Genomic DNA, 21,488 nt, shown 5'->3' on the forward strand with positions numbered 1-21,488 from the left:
AAGAGCTTTAACCGTGATGGCTTTACCTTCGTAAATCATCAACTGATCTCCACGATATGGAAGCTGAACAGTACACGTCGGACGCAGGCGAATGGCTCGGCAGGACGCTTTTTCGTCGATGCTAACGCCAATCCACCCGGCACACCCGCCAACGCGATAGTCGGGATTCTGTAGGAGCAGTCTGTAAGACAAACGCTCAATTCATACGCCCGTTTGATTTGGGTACGTCACCTTCACGGAATTTCCGACAATTGTCAATCGCCCAAAATACGGGTTGAAAAGCGACTTTGCGGTCATTTCTGTAAGACGAAGACCCGCAACACGCATCTGCATGTGAAGTCATTCATAGAATCAATAGTTAGAAAAGTCGCCCTAATTCGCCGCAGCTATTGTTTAAAGGGCTACGCTGGAGTGACTAGACGGAGATGTCGCTGACCGAGTCAACGTGAAAAGAGTTTCCGGCCTGCCTGGCCAACCCCGCCCGATGAATCATGTCGGGCTTTTTATTGCGCGTCTGCCGGACGTTTCACACCGTTGCAGTGCGAAAAGTCCGCGCGTCATGCCAGCGCTTTCAGAGTGGCGTCGATATCCTGCAAAACCGTGGCTTCGCCCTTCTCGCCCCAATACAGAGCGATCATCTGCTTGTCCGCCTCGACTTTGAAAACATTGCCCGGCAACTTTTCGAAATGATTGAGCAGCGTTTGATCCTCGCAGACTTCCTGCCACTGATTGACCCATACACCCGGCGATTTCTGCCAGTAAGTCCAGCAGACAGGCTGCTTGCTCCGACGTGGCCGATGATACTGCGCACAAGGATTCGGTGGCTCTTGCGCCAGCCAGTGCGGCCATTCCTGAGGCGCCAGCTGCATGGCCAGGCCGATGCGCCGCGCCTCCATACGCAGGGCGATTCGACCGCTTTGCGCGCGCGATGGACGCAACCACGCCAGCGGACTTAAAACCACCAGCAGGATTGACACCACTAACCAGACCGTCATATCTCTATTCCCAATTCTTGGTGAGCGCATTGTGTCACTTTGGAACCAATGCGCTTGAAACCAGCCATACTTAACAATATTGAACTGTCACGAGGAGCACCTCATGCCCTACACCCACATCCTGGTCGCCGTAGATCTGACTGAAGAGTGCGACCCTGTGATTCACCGCGCCCGAGAGCTGTCGGTGAGCAATGGCGCCAAGCTGTCGCTGGTGCATATCGTCGAGCCGATGGCCATGGCGTTCGGCGGCGACGTGCCGATGGATCTGTCACAACTGCAACAACAGCAGTTCGATCAGGCAAAGGAGCGTCTTGAGCGTCTGAAAGCCAAATACTCGGAGCTTGAGGGCGCCAACTGCCACCTGACCTATGGCCAGCCACGCCAGGAAATCCATCATTTCGCCAAGGAACAAACGTGCGATCTGATCGTGGTCGGCAGCCATGGCCGACATGGCCTGGCGCTGTTGCTCGGCTCGACCGCGAATGACGTTCTGCACGGCGCGCCATGCGACGTATTGGCGGTACACCTGGTCAAACGTTGAAACACCGTTCCATGTAGGAGTGAGCCTGCTCGCGATAGCGTTCTGACAGTCGACGAATTCGTCGAATGCTAAACCGTCATCGCGAGCGGGCTCACTCCTACAAGGGAACTGCGTTTACATATGAAAAGCCCGGCGTTCATCACTGAACGCCGGGCTTTTTCACATCAGGATCAATCAGGCATCCAGCTCGGCCCAACGCTCCACCAACGCATCCAGTTCAACCTGTAACTGCTCCAGCGAAGCAATTACTTTGGCCGTTTCAGCTGCAGGACGCTGATAGAAACCTGCGTCAGCCATTTCAGCTTCCACGGCAGCGATCTGCTGTTCCTTGGCGTCGATATCGCCCGGCAACGCTTCCAGCTCGCGTTGCAGCTTGTAGCTCAACTTCTTCTTTGCGGCCGGGGCTGCGGCGGCAGGCGCTGCAACGACTGCTGGCTCGGCAGTGACCACCGCCGAATTCAGATCAGCCTTGCCCGACTTACTTTCAGTCACGCCCAGCAGACGCGGCGAGCCGCCCTGACGGATCCAGTCCTGATAACCACCGACGTACTCACGCACCTTGCCTTCGCCTTCGAAGACCAGCGTGCTGGTCACCACGTTGTCGAGGAATGCCCGGTCGTGGCTGACCATCAGCACGGTACCGTTGAAGGTCAGCAGCACTTCTTCGAGCAGTTCCAGCGTTTCCACGTCGAGGTCGTTGGTCGGTTCGTCGAGCACCAGCAGATTCGCCGGTTTGCTGAACAGTTTGGCCAGCAACAGACGTGCACGCTCACCACCCGACAGCGCCTTGACCGGCGTGCGGGCACGCTGCGGGCTGAACAGGAAGTCACCGAGGTAGCTGAGAACGTGGCGGCTCTGACCGTCGATATCGATGAAGTCGCGACCTTCAGCGACGTTGTCGATTACGGTTTTTTCCAGATCCAGCTGATGACGCAACTGGTCGAAGTACGCCACGTCGATGCGCGTGCCCTCTTCCACTTTGCCGCTGGTCGGTTGCAGACCGCTGAGCATCAGTTTCAGCAGGGTGGTCTTGCCGGTACCGTTGGCGCCGAGCAGACCAATCCGGTCGCCGCGCGTCAGGACCATCGAGAAATCCTTGATCAGGAACGGGCCGCCCGGGTGAGCGAAACTCACGTTCTCGAGCACCATCACCTGCTTGCCCGACTTGTCGGCAGTGTCCAGCTGAATGTTGGCCTTGCCAGTGCGCTCACGACGCTCGCTGCGCTCGACGCGCAACGCTTTCAGGGCGCGGACGCGACCTTCGTTACGGGTGCGACGGGCCTTGATGCCCTGGCGGATCCAGACTTCTTCCTGGGCCAGTTTCTTGTCGAACAGCGCGTTGGCGGTTTCTTCAGCGGCCAGCGCGGCTTCTTTGTGCACGAGGAAGCTGGCGTAATCGCCGTTCCAGTCGATCAGGCCGCCGCGATCCAGTTCGAGAATGCGCGTCGCGAGGTTTTGCAGGAAGGAACGGTCGTGCGTGATGAACAGCACGGCGCCCTGGAAATCTTTCAGTGCTTCTTCGAGCCAGGCAATCGCACCGATGTCCAAGTGGTTGGTCGGTTCGTCGAGCAGCAGCAGATCCGGTTCGGACACCAGCGCCTGCGCCAGCAGCACGCGCCGACGCCAGCCGCCGGACAACTGGGCGAGGGTCTTGTCGGCCGGCAGTTGCAAGCGGCTCAAGGTGCTTTCGACCAGAGTCTGCAAACGCCAGCCATCACGGGCCTCGAGATCTTGCTGAACGTGCATCAGCTTGTTCAGGTCTTCTTCAGTGACGCAGTTCTGCGCGAGGTGATGGTACTCGGCGAGCAACGCGCCCACGCCATCAAGGCCTTCAGCGACCACGTCGAACACCGTCCGATCGTCGGCCACTGGCAATTCTTGCGGCAATTCGCCGATTTTCAGACCGGGGGCACGCCACACCGAGCCGTCATCGGGCTTCTGGTCGCCCTTGACCAGTTTCATCATGCTGGACTTGCCAGTGCCGTTGCGGCCGATGATGCACACCCGCTCACCACGGGCGATCTGCCAGGACACCTTGTCCAACAACGGCATAGCGCCGAACGCAAGGGACACATCGCTGAATTTGAGCAGGGTCATGAGCTTCTCCAAAAACCGGGCGCGCATTCTACCTGAGTTAGGGCTTCAGCAGGCCGGCAATTTGTCTGTCGAAGCACTCTGCACAACAATTGTTGCGAACTTGTGCTGCGAGGCCGGCAAAGCTTTCGCCGCTTGCTGGCAAAAGGCTAAGCTACAGATAATTCAGTGCTGATTCGTGTCGGCACTTGTCATGATTTCTCTGCCCGGATGTCTCATGCGCAGTCGCCTTTTCAGTGTTTTGTCCTGTTTGCTACTTACCGCCGCTGCCGTTCAATCCGCCCAGGCGGTGGACCTGTCCACCCAACGCCAGTATTACGATGAAGCCAAGCGTGCGCTGGCCAAAGGCGATACTGGCCCGTATTTCCGTTACAGTCAGGCGCTGGCCGATTATCCGCTGGAACCGTACCTGGCCTACGACGAACTGACCGCGCGCCTGAAAAGCGCAAGCAACGCGGAGATCGAAAAATTCCTCGCCGAGCACGGTGACCTGCCCCAGGCCAACTGGATGAAGTTGCGCTGGTTGCGCTGGCTCGCCGACCGTGGCGACTGGGCAACCTTCGTCAAATACTACGATCCGAAACTCAACTTCACCGAACTGGACTGCCTCAACGCGCAATACCAGATCACCCACGACAAGAAAGCCGAAGGTTATGCCAATGCCGAAAAGCTCTGGCTGACCGGTAAATCGCAACCCGCCGCGTGTGACGCGTTGTTCGGCATTTGGGCCGCTGATGGCCAACTGACTGAACAGAAGCGCTGGGAGCGCACCAAGCTCGCTGCTCAGGCGCGCAACTATCCGCTGGCAAACAGCCTGGTCAACGGTCTGACCACCCTCGCCCCGCGCGGTCGCTTGTTGGTTGATGTGGCGCAAAAACCGGAGCTGCTCAATCAGCCATCGCGCTTTACCCCGGCCGACGAACCGATGTCCGACGTGGTCAGCCTCGGCCTGCGCCGCCTCGCCCGTCAGGATCCGGACAAGGCCATGGCAATGCTGGACGGATACGCCAGCAGCATGCATTTCTCCCGCGATGAGAAAGTCGCGATCGCTCGGGAAATCGGCCTGACCCTGGCCCGGCGTTTCGACAGTCGCGCGCTGGACGTGATGACCAAGTATGACCCCGAGCTGCGTGACAACACGGTTTCCGAATGGCGCCTGCGCCTGCTGTTGCGTCTGGCTCGCTGGGACGACGCCTATCAACTGACCAAGCGTCTGCCGCAAGACCTCGCCACCACCAACCGCTGGCGCTACTGGCAGGCGCGCAGTCTGGAACTGGCGCAGCCACAGAACCCCGAGGCGCAAACCCTGTACAAAAACCTCGCGCGCGAGCGTGATTTCTACGGTTTCCTCGCCGCTGACCGCTCGCAATCGCCGTACTCGCTCAACAACAAGCCATTGATGCTCAGCCAGGCGCTGATCAACAAGGTGCGCAACACCCCGGGCGTCCGCCGTGCGCTGGAATTCCATGCTCGCGGGCAGATCGTCGACGGTCGCCGCGAGTGGTATCACGTCAGCCGCCATTTCAACCGCGATGAGATGGTTGCCCAGGCAAAACTCGCTTATGACCTGAAATGGTACTTCCCGGCGATCCGCACCATCAGTCAGGCACAGTACTGGGACGATCTGGATATTCGTTTCCCGATGGCCCACCGCGACACCCTCGTGCGTGAAGCCAAGGTACGCGGCCTGCACTCGAGCTGGGTGTTTGCCATCACCCGCCAGGAAAGCGCCTTCATGGACGACGCGCGCTCCGGCGTCGGCGCCAGCGGCCTGATGCAACTGATGCCCGGCACCGCCAAGGAAACCGCGCGCAAGTTCAGCATCCCGCTGGCCTCGCCGCAGCAAGTGCTCGATCCGGACAAAAACATCCAGCTCGGCGCCGCCTACCTGAGCCAGGTGCACAGCCAGTTCAACGGCAACCGCGTCCTCGCCTCCGCTGCCTACAACGCAGGCCCCGGTCGCGTACGCCAATGGCTGCGTGGCGCCGATCACCTGAGTTTCGACGTCTGGGTGGAAAGTATCCCGTTCGACGAAACCCGCCAGTACGTGCAGAACGTACTGTCGTACTCGGTGATCTACGGCCAGAAACTCAACTCGCCACAGCCGCTGGTGGATTGGCACGAACGCTACTTCGATGATCAATGACCTGTAGGAGCTGCCGCAGGCTGCGATCTTTTGATCCTGCTTATAAAAATGCCCGCATTTTCATGCGGGCATTTTTAGATCAAAAGATCGCAGCCTGCGGCAGCTCCTACAGGTGCCTATAGACCGATCATCCCCCGATGCCAGCAATACCCATCAGAGTTGATCAGCCGTGACTTTTCCATCATTGAACTGCAACGCCGCCAACCGTGCATACAGCGGATTGCTGGCAATCAACTCCTGATGAGTACCAATGGCCACAAGTTTGCCCTGATCCATCACCGCAATCCGGTCAGCGTTTTTCACCGTGGCCAGTCGATGCGCGATCACCAGGGTAGTGCGATTCTGCATCAGACTCGGCAGAGCTTCCTGAATCAGGTGTTCGCTCTGTGCATCGAGGGCGCTGGTGGCTTCGTCCAGCAGCAGGATCGGTGCGTCGACCAGCAACGCCCGGGCAATCGCCAGACGCTGACGCTGACCACCGGAAAGACCGAGACCACCATCGCCGAGATGGGTCTGGTAACCGTTGGGCATGTTTTCGATAAAATCGTGGGCGTGAGCAATCTTTGCGGCTTCCTTGACCTGCGCCAGCGTCGCCCCGGGGTTACCGTAACGAATATTCTCTTCAACGCTGCCGAAAAACAGCGCCGGCGACTGTGACACCAAAGCGAAATGGCGGCGCAAATCCAGCGGATCAAGACGGGTCAACGGCACACCATCAATGAGGATCTGCCCCTCCAGCGGGTCGTAAAAACGCAACAGCAAGTCATATACCGTGGACTTACCGGCGCCAGACGGCCCGACCAGTGCCAGTGTCTCACCAGCCCGAATGGTCAGATTCAAGCCATTGACCGCGTAGCTTTCAGGACGCGAGGGGTAGGAAAAGCGCACGTCCTGCAATTGCAGCTCGCCTCGCACGCGCTGCGGCAAGGTCACCAGCCCGGTGGTGGGTGGCTGGATGATGTTTTCCGAACCGAGCAGTTCCGCGATGCGCTCAGCGGCCCCTGCTGCTCGCTGCAGTTCGCCAATCACCTCGCTCAAGGTGCCAATGGCACTGCCGACAATCAGGCTGTAAAAGACAAACGCCGCCAGTTCGCCACCGGTGATGCGTCCGGCGATCACGTCCATGCCGCCGACCCACAACATCACCGCCACCGCGCCGAGCACCAGCACGATCACCATGGTGATCATCCACGAGCGCTGGAAGATGCGTTTGCGCGCCGTGTCGAAAGCGTCCTCGACCGTTGTCGCAAAACGGCGCTCATCCTGGACCTGGTGGTTGTAGGCCTGCACGGTTTTGATCTGGCCAAGGGTTTCCGACACATAGCTGCCGATATCAGCAACGCGGTCCTGGCTCAAACGCGACAGATTGCGCACGCGTCGGCCGAAAATCAGGATCGGCGCAACCACGAACGGTAAGGCAATCACCACGATGCTGGTGAGTTTCGCGTTGGTCACGAACAACAGAATGACACCGCCGATAACCATCAGCAGGTTGCGCAGGAACATCGACAGCGATGAGCCGATCACCGATTGCAGGAGTGTCGTGTCGGCGGTCAGCCGCGACTGGATCTCCGAACTGCGGTTGTTCTCATAGAAGCCGGGGTGCAGATAAACCAGATGGTTGAACACCTCGCGGCGAATATCGGCCACGCAACGCTCGCCGATCCACGAAACCCAGTAAAACCGCGCGAACGTGCCGACCGCCAGGCCCAGCACCATCAACATGAAGATGCCGATGCTCTGGTTGAGCTGATGCGGCGACTGGGTCATGAAGCCGCGGTCGACCAACAATTTGATCCCCTGCCCCATCGACAACGTGACGGCAGCAGTGACGATCAACGCCAGCAGCGCACCGATGACCTGCCAGCGGTAAGGGGCCAGAAATCGGCTGGTCAGACGCAGGGCGCGCCGGTGCCTGGAAGAAAGCTTCGGGGTCATTCAGGTACACATCCGTGTTGATGAAAGGGCTAGCCTAAACCTTCTTGGGGCGGAACTCTGTAAATCACAATGAGTCAGGTTAAATATGCCCCCAAAGACTAGGCCATAGTTGCTATTGGTCTAATGGCCGGGTTGAGACGAGCGGTCATTTCTGTTGGAGTGGAGTTGCCACCATCGACAGACCGCAGGGAGTTGTCACAGCCCGGTCACGTGGCGGTTTTAACTTAGGCGTACAACCTGATGAGGAGACAGGCCATGTCCTTGCAACACAGCAGCGATGACAAGATTGAAGTGATCCGCACCAAACCCGGCCAGACTCTGGGTTGCTCGATTATCGATAAGGATGGGCGCGAAGTACCGATCACTGAAGACATGATCCAGGACGCCTGCCGCGAACTGGAGAAGCGATTGGTCAAGCCTGCCGAACAAGAGTGATATAGCCACCGTCTTCCTGACCCGGCCCCTTTGGCCGGGTTTTTTCTGTCTGCAGATCAGGTATTTGTGGCGCGGCCTTCGCGAGCAGGCTCGCTCCCACATGGACCTCTGAAGATCTCCTGTGGGAGCGAGCCTGCTCGCGAAAGGGCCGACCCGGTTTCTAGACGGCCACCGCCCCCAGCGCCGCCACGATCTTCGCCAACGCCGGCGAATGCCCCTCAATCCGCACCTTCAGCCCTTCAATCTCGCGCCGCACCGGATACTGCTTGCGCAACACATCAAACGCCGCACGCTGCTCGCCGACATTACCTACAAGGCTGCGGCGAAAATCCGCATCATCGCGGCGCGGGTCGTACACGCCACGGCACAACATCGCAAGCGCCCAGGCCGGATCGCTCTCGGCGTGCAGGGAAACTTCCGACAACCACGGTGCCGGTAGCAGGTCACTGAGCTGGATGCTCGCGGGCTGACCGATAAATTCACAGTACGCCTGATAGATCTGCGCCGTGCCGCGCTGTTTGCCATCGAGGCTGTAACCGGCGATGTGCGGTGTGGCCAGTACACAGAGTTCGGCCAGGGCCACATCGACTTCGGGTTCGGCCTCCCAGACATCCAGAACGGCCTGCAGGTCTTCACGCTCCAACAACACTTCGCGCAGGGCCACGTTATCCACCACCGGACCACGGGCCGCGTTGATCAGCCAGGCGCCCGGTTTGAGTTGCTGTAAACGTTGCTGATCAAACAGATGCCAGGTCGCGCCATCACCGCTACGGGTCAGCGGTGTGTGCAGACTGATCACATCGCACTGTTCGATCACCTCTTCAAGGCTGACGTAATCACCGCCCTCGGCAGCCTGACGCGGCGGATCGCAGACTTTCACATTCCAGCCCAGGCCCTTCAAGACCTGGATCAGTCGACCGCCCACTTCACCGGCGCCGATAACGCCGTAGGTGCGTCGCGTCAGATCGACGCCTTCGATTTCAGCCAGCGTCATCAAACTGCCCAGCACGTAATCGACCACGCCGCGGGCGTTGCAACCGGGTGCGCTCGACCAGACGATGCCCGCCTCGTTGAAGTAATCCAGATCCAGGTGATCGGTGCCAATGGTGCAGGTGCCGACAAAACGCACCTTGCTGCCCTCAAGCAGCGCACGATTGACGTTGGTTACCGAACGCACCAGCAACACATCCGCCTGTTCGACCGAGGCACGGTCAATCGAGCGGCCAGGCACGCGGCGAATCTCGCCGAAACCGGCAAAAAAAGCGTCGAGCAGCGGGATATTTTCGTCGGCAACAATCAGCATGGCGGGCTCCTTGGGCGGATAACCAGTTTAACGGCAGGAGCTGCCGCAGGCTGCGATCTTTTGCTGCTGATCTAAAAAAACAACGTCAAAAGATCGCAGCCTGCGGCAGCTCCTAGAGGTTACAAATGCGCAACAGAGGATTTTTCCTGACCAAGGCGTCAGCGGCGTAGAATGCGGCGCCTTGCGCATCAACCTCTGTGGACGCTTTGCCTGTGAATTCCGTAACTGACCAACCTGTCGCCACCTCCCTCACCCGCCCAGCGCGGATTCGCCTGGAGTTCAAGAACCTGCTCGCGTTGGCGCTGCCGATCATCATCGCGCAACTGGCGACCACGGCCATGGGCTTCGTCGATGCAGTGATGGCAGGCCGTGTCGGGCCAAAAGATCTGGCGGCAGTGGCGTTGGGCAACTCGATCTGGGTGCCGGTGTTTCTGCTGATGACCGGAACGTTGCTGGCAACCACGCCGAAAGTCGCCCAGCGTTTTGGCGCTGGCAGCCACAGCGAAATCGGCCCGCTCGTGCGTCAGGCGCTGTGGCTGGCGCTGGTGGTCGGGCTGATCGCGACGGCGATGCTGGTGGCCGCCGAGCCGGTGTTGCACTTGATGAAGGTCGACCCGGAGCTGATCGGCCCGTGCATGCAATACCTGCACGGCATCGCCAGCGGTCTGCCGGCCGTGGCGTTCTATCATGTCCTGCGCTGCACCAGTGACGGCATTGGCCGTACCCGCCCGGCCATGGTGTTGGGTCTGTGCGGCCTGGCACTGAACATTCCGCTGAACTACATCTTCATTTATGGCCACTTCGGCGTCCCAGCGATGGGCGGTGTTGGTTGCGGCTGGGCCACGGCGATTGTGATGTGGGTGATGGCATTGGGGCTGGCCGGGTATGAGCGCTGGGCGCCGGCCTACCGTTCCAGCGAAATTTTCAGCCGTTTCGACTGGCCACAATGGGCGGTGATCAAACGACTGCTGGCAATTGGTCTGCCGATCGGTATCGCGGTGTTTGCCGAGTCGAGCATTTTCGCGGTGATTGCGCTGTTGATCGGCAGCCTCGGTGCCACCGTGGTCGCCGGGCACCAGATTGCGCTGAACGTCAGCTCACTGGTGTTCATGATTCCGTATTCGCTGGGCATGGCCGTTACCGTGCGCGTCGGTCAGGCGCTGGGCCGCGAAGAACCACGCGAGGCACGCTTTGCCGCTGGCGTCGGTATGGGCACCGCGCTGGCCTACGCCTGCCTGTCGGCGAGCATGATGCTGTTGCTGCGCGAACCGATTGCGGCGATCTACACCGCTGACCCGACGGTGATTCACATTGCGGCGATGCTGATCGTGTATTCGGCGCTGTTCCAGTTTTCCGACGCGATCCAGGTCACCGCTGCCGGCGCGCTGCGCGGTTATCAGGACACGCGGGTGACGATGATCCTGACCCTGTTCGCCTATTGGGGCATTGGTTTGCCAGTGGGCTACGCCCTCGGTCTGACCGATTGGCTCGGTGAACCACGCGGCCCGAGCGGTTTGTGGCAGGGTCTGATCGTTGGCCTGAGCTGTGCGGCGTTGATGCTGTCGATCCGTCTGACGCGCAGCGCGCGCAAACGTATCCGGATCAGTCGTTCGGCGGGTTAAATTCCTTACACAAGACAAAAAAATGTGGGAGCGAGCCTGCTCGCGAATGCGGTGTATCAGTCGCCATCAATAGTGACTGAGATACCGCTTTCGCGAGCAGGCTCGCTCCCACATTTGGTTTTGCGTTCGCCTTGGGGGCTCAGGCGTGTTTCTTGCGAATCCAATACAGGTAAGTACCTGCTTCTTCGTGCTGGCTCACCAACTCATGGTCGAGAAACACGCAAAACTTGGGGATGTCGCGTTTGGTCGACGGGTCGGTGGCGATCACCTTGAGCAGGCCGCCGGGTACCAGATCACGGATGTGTTGGTGCAGCATCATCACCGGTTCCGGGCAATTGAGGCCGGTGGCGTCGAGGGTGCCGTCGACCGGGGTATCGATCATTTCACTCATGATTCACTCCTGAAACTGGCCGGCATTGTCGCGCACTGCCGGGTGTTCGGTCATCTATAGCTTTAATCCACACCCTGTGCAGGAGCTGCCAAAGGCTGCGATCTTTGCTTTTTAAGATCAAGAGATCGCAGCCTTCGGCAGCTCCTACAAAGGGTATTGCGGTGTTTTAGCGGGATTTAGTTTTTTTGATGTCGTGACGGCGCAAGTGGCAGGTCACTTCCTCGCGGTCGTGATACAGCTGCTTGCAGCCGATATCGACCTTGATCCCGCGCGCTTTGAAGCCATCGGCGATGCGCTCAAGCAAACGCTTCACTTCGGCATACCGCTGCTTCATCGGCAACTTCAGATTGACCACCGCCTCGCGGCAATGGCCCTCGCCGATCCACTCTTCGAGCATCGCCGCGTTGCGCGCCGGCTTCTCGACGATGTCGCAGACCATCCAGTCCACCGGTTGCTTGGGCTTGAAGGTGAAACCGTCGGCCATCAAATGCTGCACCAGACCGGTGTCCATCAGGCTTTCAGCCATCGGGCCGTTGTCGATGGCGGTCACCAGCATGCCGCGGTTGACCAGTTGCCAGGTCCAGCCGCCCGGTGCGGCGCCAAGGTCGACGCCGGTCATGTCGCTGTGCAGGCGATCTTCCCACTGATCACGCGGGATGAAGTGGTGCCACGCTTCTTCCAGCTTCAGCGTCGAACGGCTCGGCGCTTCACGGGGGAACTTCAGGCGCGGAATGCCCATCGGCCACATCGCTGAGTTGCCGGCATCGGCCATACCCAGAAACACTTCGCGACCGCTCTTGAAGGTCAGCAGCAGACGCGGCTTGTTCGCGTCCTCCACCAGTTTGCCGGCGGCGGTCAGTGCCTTGCGCAGCGGGCCTTCGAATTTCTTGCAGAAGTTCGACAGTTCCTTGCCGTCATTGGTGTCGACGACCTCCAGCCACAGGCTGCCGCACACCGGGAACTCGGCCATGTGCGCGAGGATCACGCTGATGCGGTCGGTTTCCGGCAGATCGATGAAGACGCCGCGCGCCCATTGGCGCGGGAAGATCAGTTCGGCAAAACGCTGACCGCGCATCAGGCGCTCGGCGCCGTCTTCTTCGGTGCAGACAAACTCGGCGCACGCGGTGGCCGCTTTGGCTTTGGCGTAGCCAGCCACGTTGAGTTGGGCGGCGAGGTCGGAAATCTCCGAACAGACTTCGCCTTCGAAGCCTGGCCGGCAATGCATGAATAGGGTGTTCATTCTTACTCCTGGGCAGCGGGCGATCATTCGGCCCCTGCGCGATGTCCAGACCTTGCGTTGCAGCAAAGCCTGTCACGAAAACCGGCGCATGATAGCCGATGTCGGAACCTTGGACTTGCCCATAGAGTCCAGTTATTAGCCAGCTAATGAAAACAGGGCTACGTTGATAGCTCTGCCCGTCCCCTCAATCCGTAGCCGTGCGGATTCAAAGGAGTGATCGTAATGCCGTCCCTCGATAGTCTGAAGACCCTTAAAACACTGCAAATCGACGACAAGACCTACCATTACTTCAGTTTGCCGGACGCCGCCAAAAGCCTGGGCGATCTCGACAAGCTGCCAATGTCGCTGAAAGTCCTGCTGGAAAACCTGCTGCGCTGGGAAGATGAAAAAACTGTCACCGGCGCTGACCTCAAGGCGATTGCCGCGTGGCTCAAGGAGCGCCGCTCCGACCGCGAGATTCAATACCGCCCGGCCCGGGTATTGATGCAAGACTTTACCGGCGTTCCCGCCGTGGTCGACCTTGCCGCCATGCGTGCAGCGATGGCCAAGGCCGGTGGCGATCCGCAGCGAATCAACCCGCTGTCACCGGTGGATCTGGTGATCGACCACTCGGTGATGGTCGACAAATTCGCCACGCCGAGCGCTTTCGAGCAGAACGTCGACATTGAAATGCAGCGCAACGGCGAACGTTATGCGTTCCTGCGTTGGGGCCAGAGCGCTTTCGACAACTTCAGCGTGGTGCCGCCGGGAACTGGCATCTGCCATCAGGTCAACCTTGAATACCTCGGCCGCACGGTGTGGACCAAGGATGAAGACGGCCGTACTTACGCATTCCCCGACACGCTGGTCGGCACCGATTCCCACACCACCATGATCAACGGCCTCGGCGTGCTCGGCTGGGGCGTTGGCGGGATCGAGGCGGAAGCGGCGATGCTCGGGCAACCGGTGTCGATGCTGATTCCCGAGGTGATCGGTTTCAAACTCACCGGCAAACTCAAGGAAGGCATCACCGCCACCGACCTGGTACTGACCGTCACGCAGATGCTGCGCAAGAAAGGTGTGGTGGGCAAATTTGTCGAGTTCTACGGTGACGGCCTCGCCGACCTGCCACTGGCTGACCGCGCAACCATCGCCAACATGGCCCCGGAATACGGCGCGACGTGCGGTTTCTTCCCGGTCGACGACGTGACACTGGAATACCTGCGTCTGTCCGGGCGCCCGCCAGAAGTGGTGAAACTGGTCGAGGCGTACACCAAGGCTCAAGGCCTGTGGCGTCTGCCCGCTCAGGAACCGGTATTCACCGACAGCCTGGCGCTGGACATGGGCAGCGTCGAAGCGAGTCTGGCCGGGCCGAAACGTCCGCAGGATCGCGTCTCGCTGCCGAACGTACCGCAAGCCTTCAGCGATTTCATCGATCTGCAATTCAAACCCACCAGCAAGGAAGAAGGCCGCCTGGAAAGCGAGGGCGGTGGCGGCGTGGCAGTGGGCAACGCCGATCTGGTCGGTGAAACCGATTACGAATACGAAGGCCACACCTATCGCCTGAAAAACGGCGCGGTGGTCATTGCTGCGATCACTTCATGCACCAACACCTCCAACCCGAGCGTGATGATGGCTGCTGGCCTGCTGGCGAAAAAAGCCGTTGAGAAAGGCCTGACGCGTAAGCCGTGGGTGAAGAGTTCGCTGGCACCGGGGTCGAAAGTGGTTACCGATTACTACATGGCTGCGGGATTGACGCAATACCTCGACCAGCTCGGTTTTTCACTGGTCGGCTATGGCTGCACCACTTGCATCGGCAACTCGGGACCGCTGCCCGAACCAATCGAGAAGGCCATCCAGAAAGCCGATCTCACCGTCGCGTCGGTACTCTCCGGCAACCGTAACTTCGAGGGCCGCGTCCACCCGTTGGTGAAAACCAACTGGCTGGCCTCGCCACCGCTGGTAGTCGCGTATGCCTTGGCTGGCAGCGTGCGCAGCGATATCAGCAGCGAACCGCTGGGCGAGGACAAACAGGGCAATCCGGTGTATCTGCGCGATATCTGGCCCTCGAGCAAAGAGATCGCCGATGCGGTCAGTCAGGTCAACACGGCAATGTTCCACAAGGAATACGCCGAAGTGTTTGCTGGCGATGAACAGTGGCAGGCAATCGAGGTGCCGCAAGCGGCGACATACGTGTGGCAGGACGATTCGACCTACATTCAGCATCCACCATTCTTTGACGATATTTCCGGCCCGCTGCCGGCAATCAAGGACGTCAAAGGTGCGCGGGTATTGGCCCTGCTGGGTGACTCGGTGACGACCGACCACATCTCCCCTGCCGGTAACATCAAGGCCGACAGCCCGGCCGGGCGTTATCTGCGTGAAAAAGGTGTCGAGCCGCGGGACTTCAACTCCTACGGCTCACGCCGTGGCAACCATGAAGTGATGATGCGCGGCACCTTCGCCAACATCCGTATCCGCAATGAAATGCTCGGCGGCGAGGAAGGTGGCAATACGATCTACATTCCTACCGGTGAGAAACTGGCGATCTACGATGCGGCGATGAAGTATCAGGCCTCGGGCACGCCACTGGTGGTGATTGCCGGCCAAGAATACGGCACCGGTTCCAGTCGTGACTGGGCGGCCAAGGGCACCAATCTACTCGGGGTGAAAGCGGTGATCGCCGAAAGCTTCGAGCGAATCCACCGCTCCAACCTGGTGGGCATGGGCGTGCTGCCATTGCAGTTCAAGCTCGATCAGAACCGCAAGAGTCTCAAACTGACGGGCAAGGAGACCTTTGAGATCCAGGGCCTGACCGGCGTCGAGCTGACACCGCGGATGAATCTGCCGCTGGTGATCACCCGTGAGGACGGGGGCCAGGAGAAAATCGATGTGCTGTGCCGGATCGATACATTGAATGAGGTGGAGTACTTCAAGTCAGGCGGGATTTTGCATTACGTCCTGCGCCAGTTGATCGCCTCGTAACGCATGACCCATATAGGAGCTGCCGCAGGCTGCGATCTTTTGATCCAGATCTTGGTTTAAAAAAACAAGATCAAAAGATCGCAGCCTGCGGCAGTTCCTGCAGGGGGATTGTGCTTTTCTGGGGGCGAAAAAAAACCCGCCGAAGCGGGTTTTTCCCAAGACCATTATCGACTCCCTGTCGGCAGCGATCCTTGCATATGGTCGATCATCCGTGATCCTGAAACACTCCCTGTGTCTCAGTTGATGTGTGTAGGTTACGCAGTGGATCCAAACGGCAATAGTCGTAAAAGCTACCAGCGCGTGTAAGACATTCGCCATAGCAGCCCTTCCGAAAACCCCTAGACGTGTCAGGCATCGAGCATGGACGCCGCGATCTGCGCGACTTTCAGCTGCCCCGAGGCCTGCTCCAATGCGTCATCCTCCAGAAACCACGCTGCCGACAACCCGGCAAACGCCAGCACCCATTGCAGCAGCCTTCGACGATCAAGCCCGGCAGCCTCGGCAATTACCTCCAGTTGCCGGCGAAAGCGCTGGGGATCGGTGGCCGTCGGCAGATCCGGGTTGCAAATCAGGTTGGCGTAGTCAAAGCCGCGTTCGCCCCTGACCCGCTTCGGATCAATCGCCAACCAGCCACGCGATTCGAAATCCAGAACATTGTCGTGATGCATGTCGCCGTGCAGCACCACCACGTCCTGTGGAGCGGCGAACAAGGCTTCGGCGGTTTGCAGGCTCAGGTCGTAGAGGCCGCCATGTTGGACAGCAGCGATTCGCAACGAAGCGAACCATGGCCCCAGTTCGACCAGCGGCGGCGGTCGCATCGGACGGGGTGCATGCAATCGCGCCAGCGCCGAACACAGAATCCGGCTCGCCTCGTCGTCCTCGCCATGCATTGCCATGTGCATCAGCGAGCGCCGGCCCATGGCACGCTCCATCAGCAGGCCATCTTCATGACGCGCCAAGACTTGCGCAGCACCGTCACCGTCCCACCAGGTCATCAACCGGTTGCCATGCTTTTCGTCATTATCCATTGCCACTTTAAGCATGGCTGGCGTGGCGCCAAGGCGTACCGGCAACAGTCGGCTGCCGGGCGTGATGATCGGCGCGCCGTCCGTCACTAAAGACCACCGCGTCAGCCAGGGTTCGAAAATATCAGCCACCGTCGCGCTCGCGAGCCTTGGCACTTTCGGCGAGAAATTGTTCGAGCCGGCTCAACTGCTCCTCCCAGCCACGACTGTCCATGAAATACGCCTCTTTCTGGCGCACATCGGGGATATGCGCAAAACCCGACTCGGAAACCTTGAGCAGTGTGCCGTCCTCGTAATCCTGCAACTCGAACTTGACCAGCGTGGTCGGCTCTTGGGAATAGTCGATCTTCGGATTCACCGCATACGGATGCCAGCGAAACGAAAACAACTGCTGCGGCTCGACCCGCTCGATCAGCACATTCCACAACACATGTTCATAACCCGGATACGTGACCTGCCCTTGTGTCCATTCACCGGCAATGAACCGCCTGCCCTCCAGCGCCACACCAAACCACTGGCCAAACGCCTCGGCATCGACCAATGCACGCCAGACATGAGAACGCGTCGCTTTGAGCGTGATTTTGCGTTCGAAACTATTGGGTACTGGTTTCATACGTCACCTCCTGTTCTGAACACTAGGCTTGTATGACCACATGTCCAATGTGAAGTTGTATCAAGGAGCTATTTGGTCACGGGTGCCACACGGAGTTGCGTCTAGACTCAAGGGTCAATTCATCGGGTACAGGAAAACCCCACATGCGGCTGACGCACCTCTTTCTGTGGACAGCCCTGCTGACGCTGTCTGCTTGCGTGACATCTGTCGATCACTGGAGCAAACCCGGTGCGACCCAGGCGACCATCGATCACGATAAAGCCGAGTGCCAATATCAGGCCAAATCGGCAACCGCCAGTTACAGCAGCGCACCGTCGGACAAAAGCATGTCAGCGGCAGTCGGTGCCGGGGTGGGTGATGGCATTGTGGTGGCTGAGAAACAGATCGACCTGACCAATGACTGCATGCGCCTGCGCGGTTACAGCGGTAGTTGAACCTGATCGCTACAATGCATGGCAATCCTGATACCAAGAGTGAGATCACAAAATGTCCCCACGCCTGTTGCTGGCCCTGACGCCATTACTATTCCCCTCCCTCGCCCACGCCGCCGTCGACTGCGCCAACGCCAGCGATCAGGCGACGATGAACCAGTGCGCCGGGCAGGATTTCAAAGCGGCGGATAAAGAGTTGAATGCGGTTTATCAGCAGATTACCGAGCGGTTGAAGGACAACCCTGATGGCAAAAAACTGTTGGTCAGTGCACAGCGGGCGTGGGTCGGGTTTCGTGATGCGGAGTGCAAGTTTTCAGCATCAGGAGTGACGGGCGGGAGTGTTTATCCGTTGATTTACAGCAATTGCCTGACTGGGGTAACAAAAGTGCGGGTTGAGGCGCTGAAGGAGTATTTGAAGTGTGAGGAAGGTGGCATGAGTTGCCCGGTGCCGGGGGCCTGAGTTTTGCGGCGATTTTTAAGGGCCTCTTCGCGAGCAAGCCCGCTCCCACATTGGAATGCATTTCAACATGTGGGAGCGGGCTTGCTCGCGAAGGCGTCAGAACAGCCGCCACAAATTACCGGAATAAAATTATCGTCCGCCTTGACGTTGTCATGGCCACGCAAAAAATTCGCTCGAAAGAGCTAGCCAGTCTGCTGGGCATCACCGCGGCCAACTTGTCATTACTGAATGAATGGCAAGGTCAGGGCGTGAAGATGGCCACTCTGGACAAACTCTGTGCAGCACTCGATTGCCAGCCAAGTGATCTGCTGGAATTCCAGAAAGACTGATCCTTGCGCACCAGCGCAATTAATTGTCGCCAGTCTCCATCGTTTAACTCTTATTCAATCCTTAGTACAAGGCTGCTTTTTCATGACCCGCTTTTTATTCTGCGCGCTGTTTTCACTGACAGCGGTGATCAGCGGCTGCGCCACACAAATGGACGTAGCGCTGAATGCGACACCTGATCCGGATTATCATTTTGACCGAAAGGCGACCGTGCTCGTGACGTCTGCCGGCGGCAGCGACGAAAACGCGCTTAACGCCCGCTACTATCTGCGCGACATGGTGAATGCACTGAAAGACATGGGCTACCAGCAGGTTTACACCGATGTCAGTCTGCCGAAGAACCACGCGCCGATAAAAATGACCATCAGCCTCGACATTGGTAGCCGACAAGTGACCTACCGCTATACCGCTACCGATTACGGGCAGGTGCCGACCAGCACCTCTACCGTGTGCAAGAACAGCAAGAAAAAAGACGATCGACTCAATTGCACGAGTACACCAAACACAACCTATGGCCCGATAGGTACCTCGGAGCGCACCGGTTACACCACGCTCAGTACGTTCATAGCAACTGCCCGGGATGAAGTCAGCAAACGTCCGGTCTACCTGCTCCGCGCTTCGTCCTATAACGAAGACTGCCAGGCAACCAAGGTCGAAGACTTTCTGGTGGAGCAAGGCTTGCAGAACCTGAACTTCGAGGACCGTGTGCAGCGCAACTATACCGTCACGATGCCCGAAGGCTACCGCTGCAAGTAGACTTTGCAGGGCAACTAACAGCCTCGGCTCTCCAGCATGAGCCGGGGCTGCGAACCGTTAGACGTGCGGGTCTCCAGGCGCCTTGGACGGCGCCGCATATTGCGGCTTGAGATGGCCGTCCTGATCAAGTAGCCAGGCGTCCATGATCTGCCGCACCACAGGGCCGGCGACACGACCACCGGCCTCGCCGTTTTCGATCATCACCGAAATGGCGATCTTCGGATGCTCGGCCGGCGCGAAGCCAACGAACAAGGCGTTATCGCGGTGGCGCTCGAGGGTTTTCTCGCGGTTATAACGCTCGCCCTGCTTGATGGCCACCACTTGCGCCGTACCACTCTTACCGGCGATGCGGTATTGCGCACCGGCCGCGGCCGCACGAGCGATGCCTCGGGCATCGTGCATCACCATCTGCATGCCGTGATTGACCTGCTCCCAGTCTCGCGGATCCTTGAGCAGGATGTTCGGCATCGGATGCTCATCGACCGGGGCAACGCCATCGACGGTTTTGGCCAGGTGCGGCCGGTTCCACACACCTTTGTTGGCGATCAATGCCGTGGCCTGAGCCAGTTGCAGTGGCGTGACCTGCATGTAGCCCTGACCAATGCCGAGGATGACCGTTTCGCCCGGGAACCAGGCTTGCCGGCGAGTCGCGCGCTTCCAGGCTTGCGATGGCATCAGACCGGGCGACTCTTCAAACATGTCCAGCGAGACTTTCTCGCCGAGGCCGAACATCGCCATGTAATCGTGCAGGCGATCGATGCCTAGCTTATGCGCGAGGTCGTAGAAATAGGTGTCATTGGAACGCATGATCGCCGCGTCCATATCCACCCAGCCATCGCCGCTGTGGTTCCAGTTGCGGTACTTGTGATCGAAGTCCGGGAGCTGGTAGTAACCGGGGTCGAAAACGCGGGTCTGCGGCGTCACGACACCGGCGTCGAGGCCCGCGATGGCCACCTCTGGCTTGATCGTCGAGCCCGGCGCGTAGAGCCCGCGCAGTACGCGGTTGAACAGCGGACGGTCGATCGAATCTCGCAGTGCCGAGTATTCCTTGGAGCTGATACCGGTGACAAACAGGTTCGGATCAAAACTCGGGTTGCTGACCATCGCCAACACTTCGCCTGTAGACGGATCGAGCGCGACTACCGAGCCGCGACGATCACCGAGTGCTGCCTCCGCCGCTTCCTGCAGTTTGACGTCGAGGCTCAGGACGATGTTCTTGCCGGGTACCGGATCGGTGTGTTTGAGCACGCGCAATACGCGACCTTGGGCGTTGGTCTCGACCTCCTCGTAACCGACGTGACCGTGCAGTTGCGCCTCATAGAAACGTTCGATACCGGTTTTACCGATGGATTGCGTGCCGCGGTATTCAACCGAGTCGAGGCTTTTGGATTCTTTTTCGTTAATCCGGCCAACGTAGCCGATCGAGTGAGCGAAATGTGCTCCAAGCGGATAGTGGCGCACGAATTGGGGTTCGACATCGAAACCCGGCAAGCGGAACTCGTTGACCGCGAGGACGGCAATCTGCTCTTCCGTCAGCTCGTAAAACAGCGTTACCGGCGTGAACGGATGGCGAGACTGCTTCATCGCCTTATCGAAGACTGTACGGTCTTCTGCAGGTAAATGCAGGAGATTGATAACCTCGTCCAGCTCATTGTTGACGTCAGTCGCTCGTTCACGGGTGAAGGTCAAGTTGTAACTGGGACGGTTATCAGCCAACAACACGCCATTGCGGTCGTAGATCAGACCACGTGTTGGCGGAATCGGCAGGACATGAACACGGTTGTTTTCGGAGATGGTCGAGTGGTAGTCGAATTCCACCACTTGCAGGATATACAGCCGCACCACCAGGGCACAGCTGACGGCGAAGACGAACAAGGCGCAGGCGATCAATCGCTTGTTGACCAGACGCGTTTCTTTTTCGTGATCCTTGATCGGAATTGGTTCAGGCATTTCTACAGCAACTCTTTGACATAAATGAGTGCCGATCCGTGGGCATGACATCAGTCCGTTAAAAAACGAGCTGCACCATACCAAAAACAGCCCGGTCACTTCATTACGATTTCCCCCTATGACTGCTCGTGCGACGGTTGGGATAGTCATGGAAAGCGTTCAAAAACTTTTTCGCGGGCAAAACAAAACCCCAACTGCTTTCGCAATTGGGGTTTCGGAATTTAATCTTGACGATGACCTACTCTCACATGGGGAAA

At 58.8% G+C, this 21,488-nt stretch carries 18 protein-coding genes; 9 read left to right on the plus strand and 9 right to left on the minus strand.

Going from position 1 to position 21,488, the window contains the following annotated elements; genetic code table 11:
• Positions 1-557: 557 nt before the first annotated feature.
• Positions 558-995 (minus strand): hypothetical protein, encoded by a 438-nt coding sequence (locus ACIPIZ_RS27505; RefSeq protein WP_064392835.1) that lies wholly within the window; start codon positions 993-995, stop codon positions 558-560.
• A 103-nt stretch (positions 996-1,098) separates the two neighbouring features.
• Here ACIPIZ_RS27505 and ACIPIZ_RS27510 point away from each other — a divergent pair, with 103 nt between their 5' ends.
• Complete coding sequence (locus ACIPIZ_RS27510; RefSeq protein ID WP_401168577.1) at positions 1,099-1,536, plus strand: universal stress protein; 438 nt, start codon at positions 1,099-1,101, stop codon at positions 1,534-1,536.
• Positions 1,537-1,710: 174 nt separating this feature from the next.
• On the opposite strand, the gene ACIPIZ_RS27515 is transcribed toward ACIPIZ_RS27510, so the two are convergent.
• The gene (locus ACIPIZ_RS27515; RefSeq protein ID WP_122660487.1) at positions 1,711-3,633 is read right to left on the minus strand and encodes an ATP-binding cassette domain-containing protein; all 1,923 of its coding nucleotides are present in this window, start codon (positions 3,631-3,633) and stop codon (positions 1,711-1,713) included.
• A 214-nt stretch (positions 3,634-3,847) separates the two neighbouring features.
• Here ACIPIZ_RS27515 and ACIPIZ_RS27520 point away from each other — a divergent pair, with 214 nt between their 5' ends.
• The gene (locus tag ACIPIZ_RS27520) at positions 3,848-5,776 is read left to right on the plus strand and encodes a transglycosylase SLT domain-containing protein (protein ID WP_401168580.1); all 1,929 of its coding nucleotides are present in this window, start codon (positions 3,848-3,850) and stop codon (positions 5,774-5,776) included.
• A gap of 153 nt (positions 5,777-5,929) precedes the next feature.
• Here ACIPIZ_RS27520 and ACIPIZ_RS27525 read toward each other — a convergent pair whose 3' ends face one another.
• A complete protein-coding gene (locus ACIPIZ_RS27525; RefSeq protein ID WP_064392838.1) occupies positions 5,930-7,714 on the minus strand; it encodes an ABC transporter transmembrane domain-containing protein in 1,785 nt (594 codons plus the stop codon).
• A 255-nt stretch (positions 7,715-7,969) separates the two neighbouring features.
• Here ACIPIZ_RS27525 and ACIPIZ_RS27530 point away from each other — a divergent pair, with 255 nt between their 5' ends.
• Complete coding sequence (locus tag ACIPIZ_RS27530) at positions 7,970-8,149, plus strand: PA1571 family protein (RefSeq protein WP_064117840.1); 180 nt, start codon at positions 7,970-7,972, stop codon at positions 8,147-8,149.
• 160 nt (positions 8,150-8,309) lie between these two features.
• On the opposite strand, the gene pdxB is transcribed toward ACIPIZ_RS27530, so the two are convergent.
• Positions 8,310-9,452 (minus strand): 4-phosphoerythronate dehydrogenase PdxB, encoded by a 1,143-nt coding sequence (gene pdxB / locus ACIPIZ_RS27535; protein WP_064392839.1) that lies wholly within the window; start codon positions 9,450-9,452, stop codon positions 8,310-8,312.
• A gap of 212 nt (positions 9,453-9,664) precedes the next feature.
• Here pdxB and ACIPIZ_RS27540 point away from each other — a divergent pair, with 212 nt between their 5' ends.
• Complete coding sequence (locus tag ACIPIZ_RS27540; protein ID WP_064392840.1) at positions 9,665-11,074, plus strand: MATE family efflux transporter; 1,410 nt, start codon at positions 9,665-9,667, stop codon at positions 11,072-11,074.
• Between the two features lie 139 nt (positions 11,075-11,213).
• Here ACIPIZ_RS27540 and tusA read toward each other — a convergent pair whose 3' ends face one another.
• The gene (tusA, locus tag ACIPIZ_RS27545; RefSeq protein ID WP_007910424.1) at positions 11,214-11,465 is read right to left on the minus strand and encodes a sulfurtransferase TusA; all 252 of its coding nucleotides are present in this window, start codon (positions 11,463-11,465) and stop codon (positions 11,214-11,216) included.
• 166 nt (positions 11,466-11,631) lie between these two features.
• On the minus strand, positions 11,632-12,705 hold the full coding sequence (rlmM, locus tag ACIPIZ_RS27550) for a 23S rRNA (cytidine(2498)-2'-O)-methyltransferase RlmM (protein WP_064392841.1): 1,074 nt from the start codon (positions 12,703-12,705) through the stop codon (positions 11,632-11,634).
• 222 nt (positions 12,706-12,927) lie between these two features.
• On the opposite strand from rlmM, the gene acnA reads away from it, so the two are divergent.
• The gene (gene acnA, locus ACIPIZ_RS27555) at positions 12,928-15,669 is read left to right on the plus strand and encodes an aconitate hydratase AcnA (protein ID WP_150648548.1); all 2,742 of its coding nucleotides are present in this window, start codon (positions 12,928-12,930) and stop codon (positions 15,667-15,669) included.
• Positions 15,670-16,016: 347 nt separating this feature from the next.
• Here acnA and ACIPIZ_RS27560 read toward each other — a convergent pair whose 3' ends face one another.
• Positions 16,017-16,817 carry an aminoglycoside phosphotransferase family protein gene (locus ACIPIZ_RS27560; protein WP_401168589.1) on the minus strand — a complete coding sequence of 267 codons (801 nt, stop codon included), beginning with the start codon at positions 16,815-16,817 and terminating at the stop codon, positions 16,017-16,019.
• 1 nt (position 16,818) lies between these two features.
• Positions 16,819-17,307, minus strand: coding sequence for an SRPBCC family protein (locus ACIPIZ_RS27565; protein WP_016983720.1), 489 nt, complete (start codon positions 17,305-17,307; stop codon positions 16,819-16,821).
• A gap of 143 nt (positions 17,308-17,450) precedes the next feature.
• Here ACIPIZ_RS27565 and ACIPIZ_RS27570 point away from each other — a divergent pair, with 143 nt between their 5' ends.
• The 4 genes from ACIPIZ_RS27570 (at position 17,451) to ACIPIZ_RS27585 (ending at position 19,281) form a co-directional block, all read left to right on the plus strand.
• Positions 17,451-17,741: a hypothetical protein gene (locus ACIPIZ_RS27570; protein WP_064392843.1), complete on the plus strand. Its 291-nt coding sequence runs from the start codon at positions 17,451-17,453 to the stop codon at positions 17,739-17,741.
• A gap of 52 nt (positions 17,742-17,793) precedes the next feature.
• The gene (locus ACIPIZ_RS27575; protein WP_401168586.1) at positions 17,794-18,198 is read left to right on the plus strand and encodes a lysozyme inhibitor LprI family protein; all 405 of its coding nucleotides are present in this window, start codon (positions 17,794-17,796) and stop codon (positions 18,196-18,198) included.
• Positions 18,199-18,326: 128 nt separating this feature from the next.
• Positions 18,327-18,527, plus strand: a complete 201-nt coding sequence (locus tag ACIPIZ_RS27580; RefSeq protein ID WP_263597554.1) for a helix-turn-helix transcriptional regulator — start codon at positions 18,327-18,329, stop codon at positions 18,525-18,527.
• An 82-nt stretch (positions 18,528-18,609) separates the two neighbouring features.
• Positions 18,610-19,281, plus strand: coding sequence for a hypothetical protein (locus ACIPIZ_RS27585; protein ID WP_105705175.1), 672 nt, complete (start codon positions 18,610-18,612; stop codon positions 19,279-19,281).
• A 57-nt stretch (positions 19,282-19,338) separates the two neighbouring features.
• Here ACIPIZ_RS27585 and mrdA read toward each other — a convergent pair whose 3' ends face one another.
• Entirely contained in the window at positions 19,339-21,231 is a 1,893-nt protein-coding gene (mrdA, locus tag ACIPIZ_RS27590) for a penicillin-binding protein 2 (protein WP_150648546.1), read from the minus strand.
• Between the last annotated feature and the right edge of the window lie 257 nt (positions 21,232-21,488).

This window comes from Pseudomonas sp. NPDC087690 (genome assembly GCF_044743175.1).
GTDB lineage: Bacteria > Pseudomonadota > Gammaproteobacteria > Pseudomonadales > Pseudomonadaceae > Aquipseudomonas.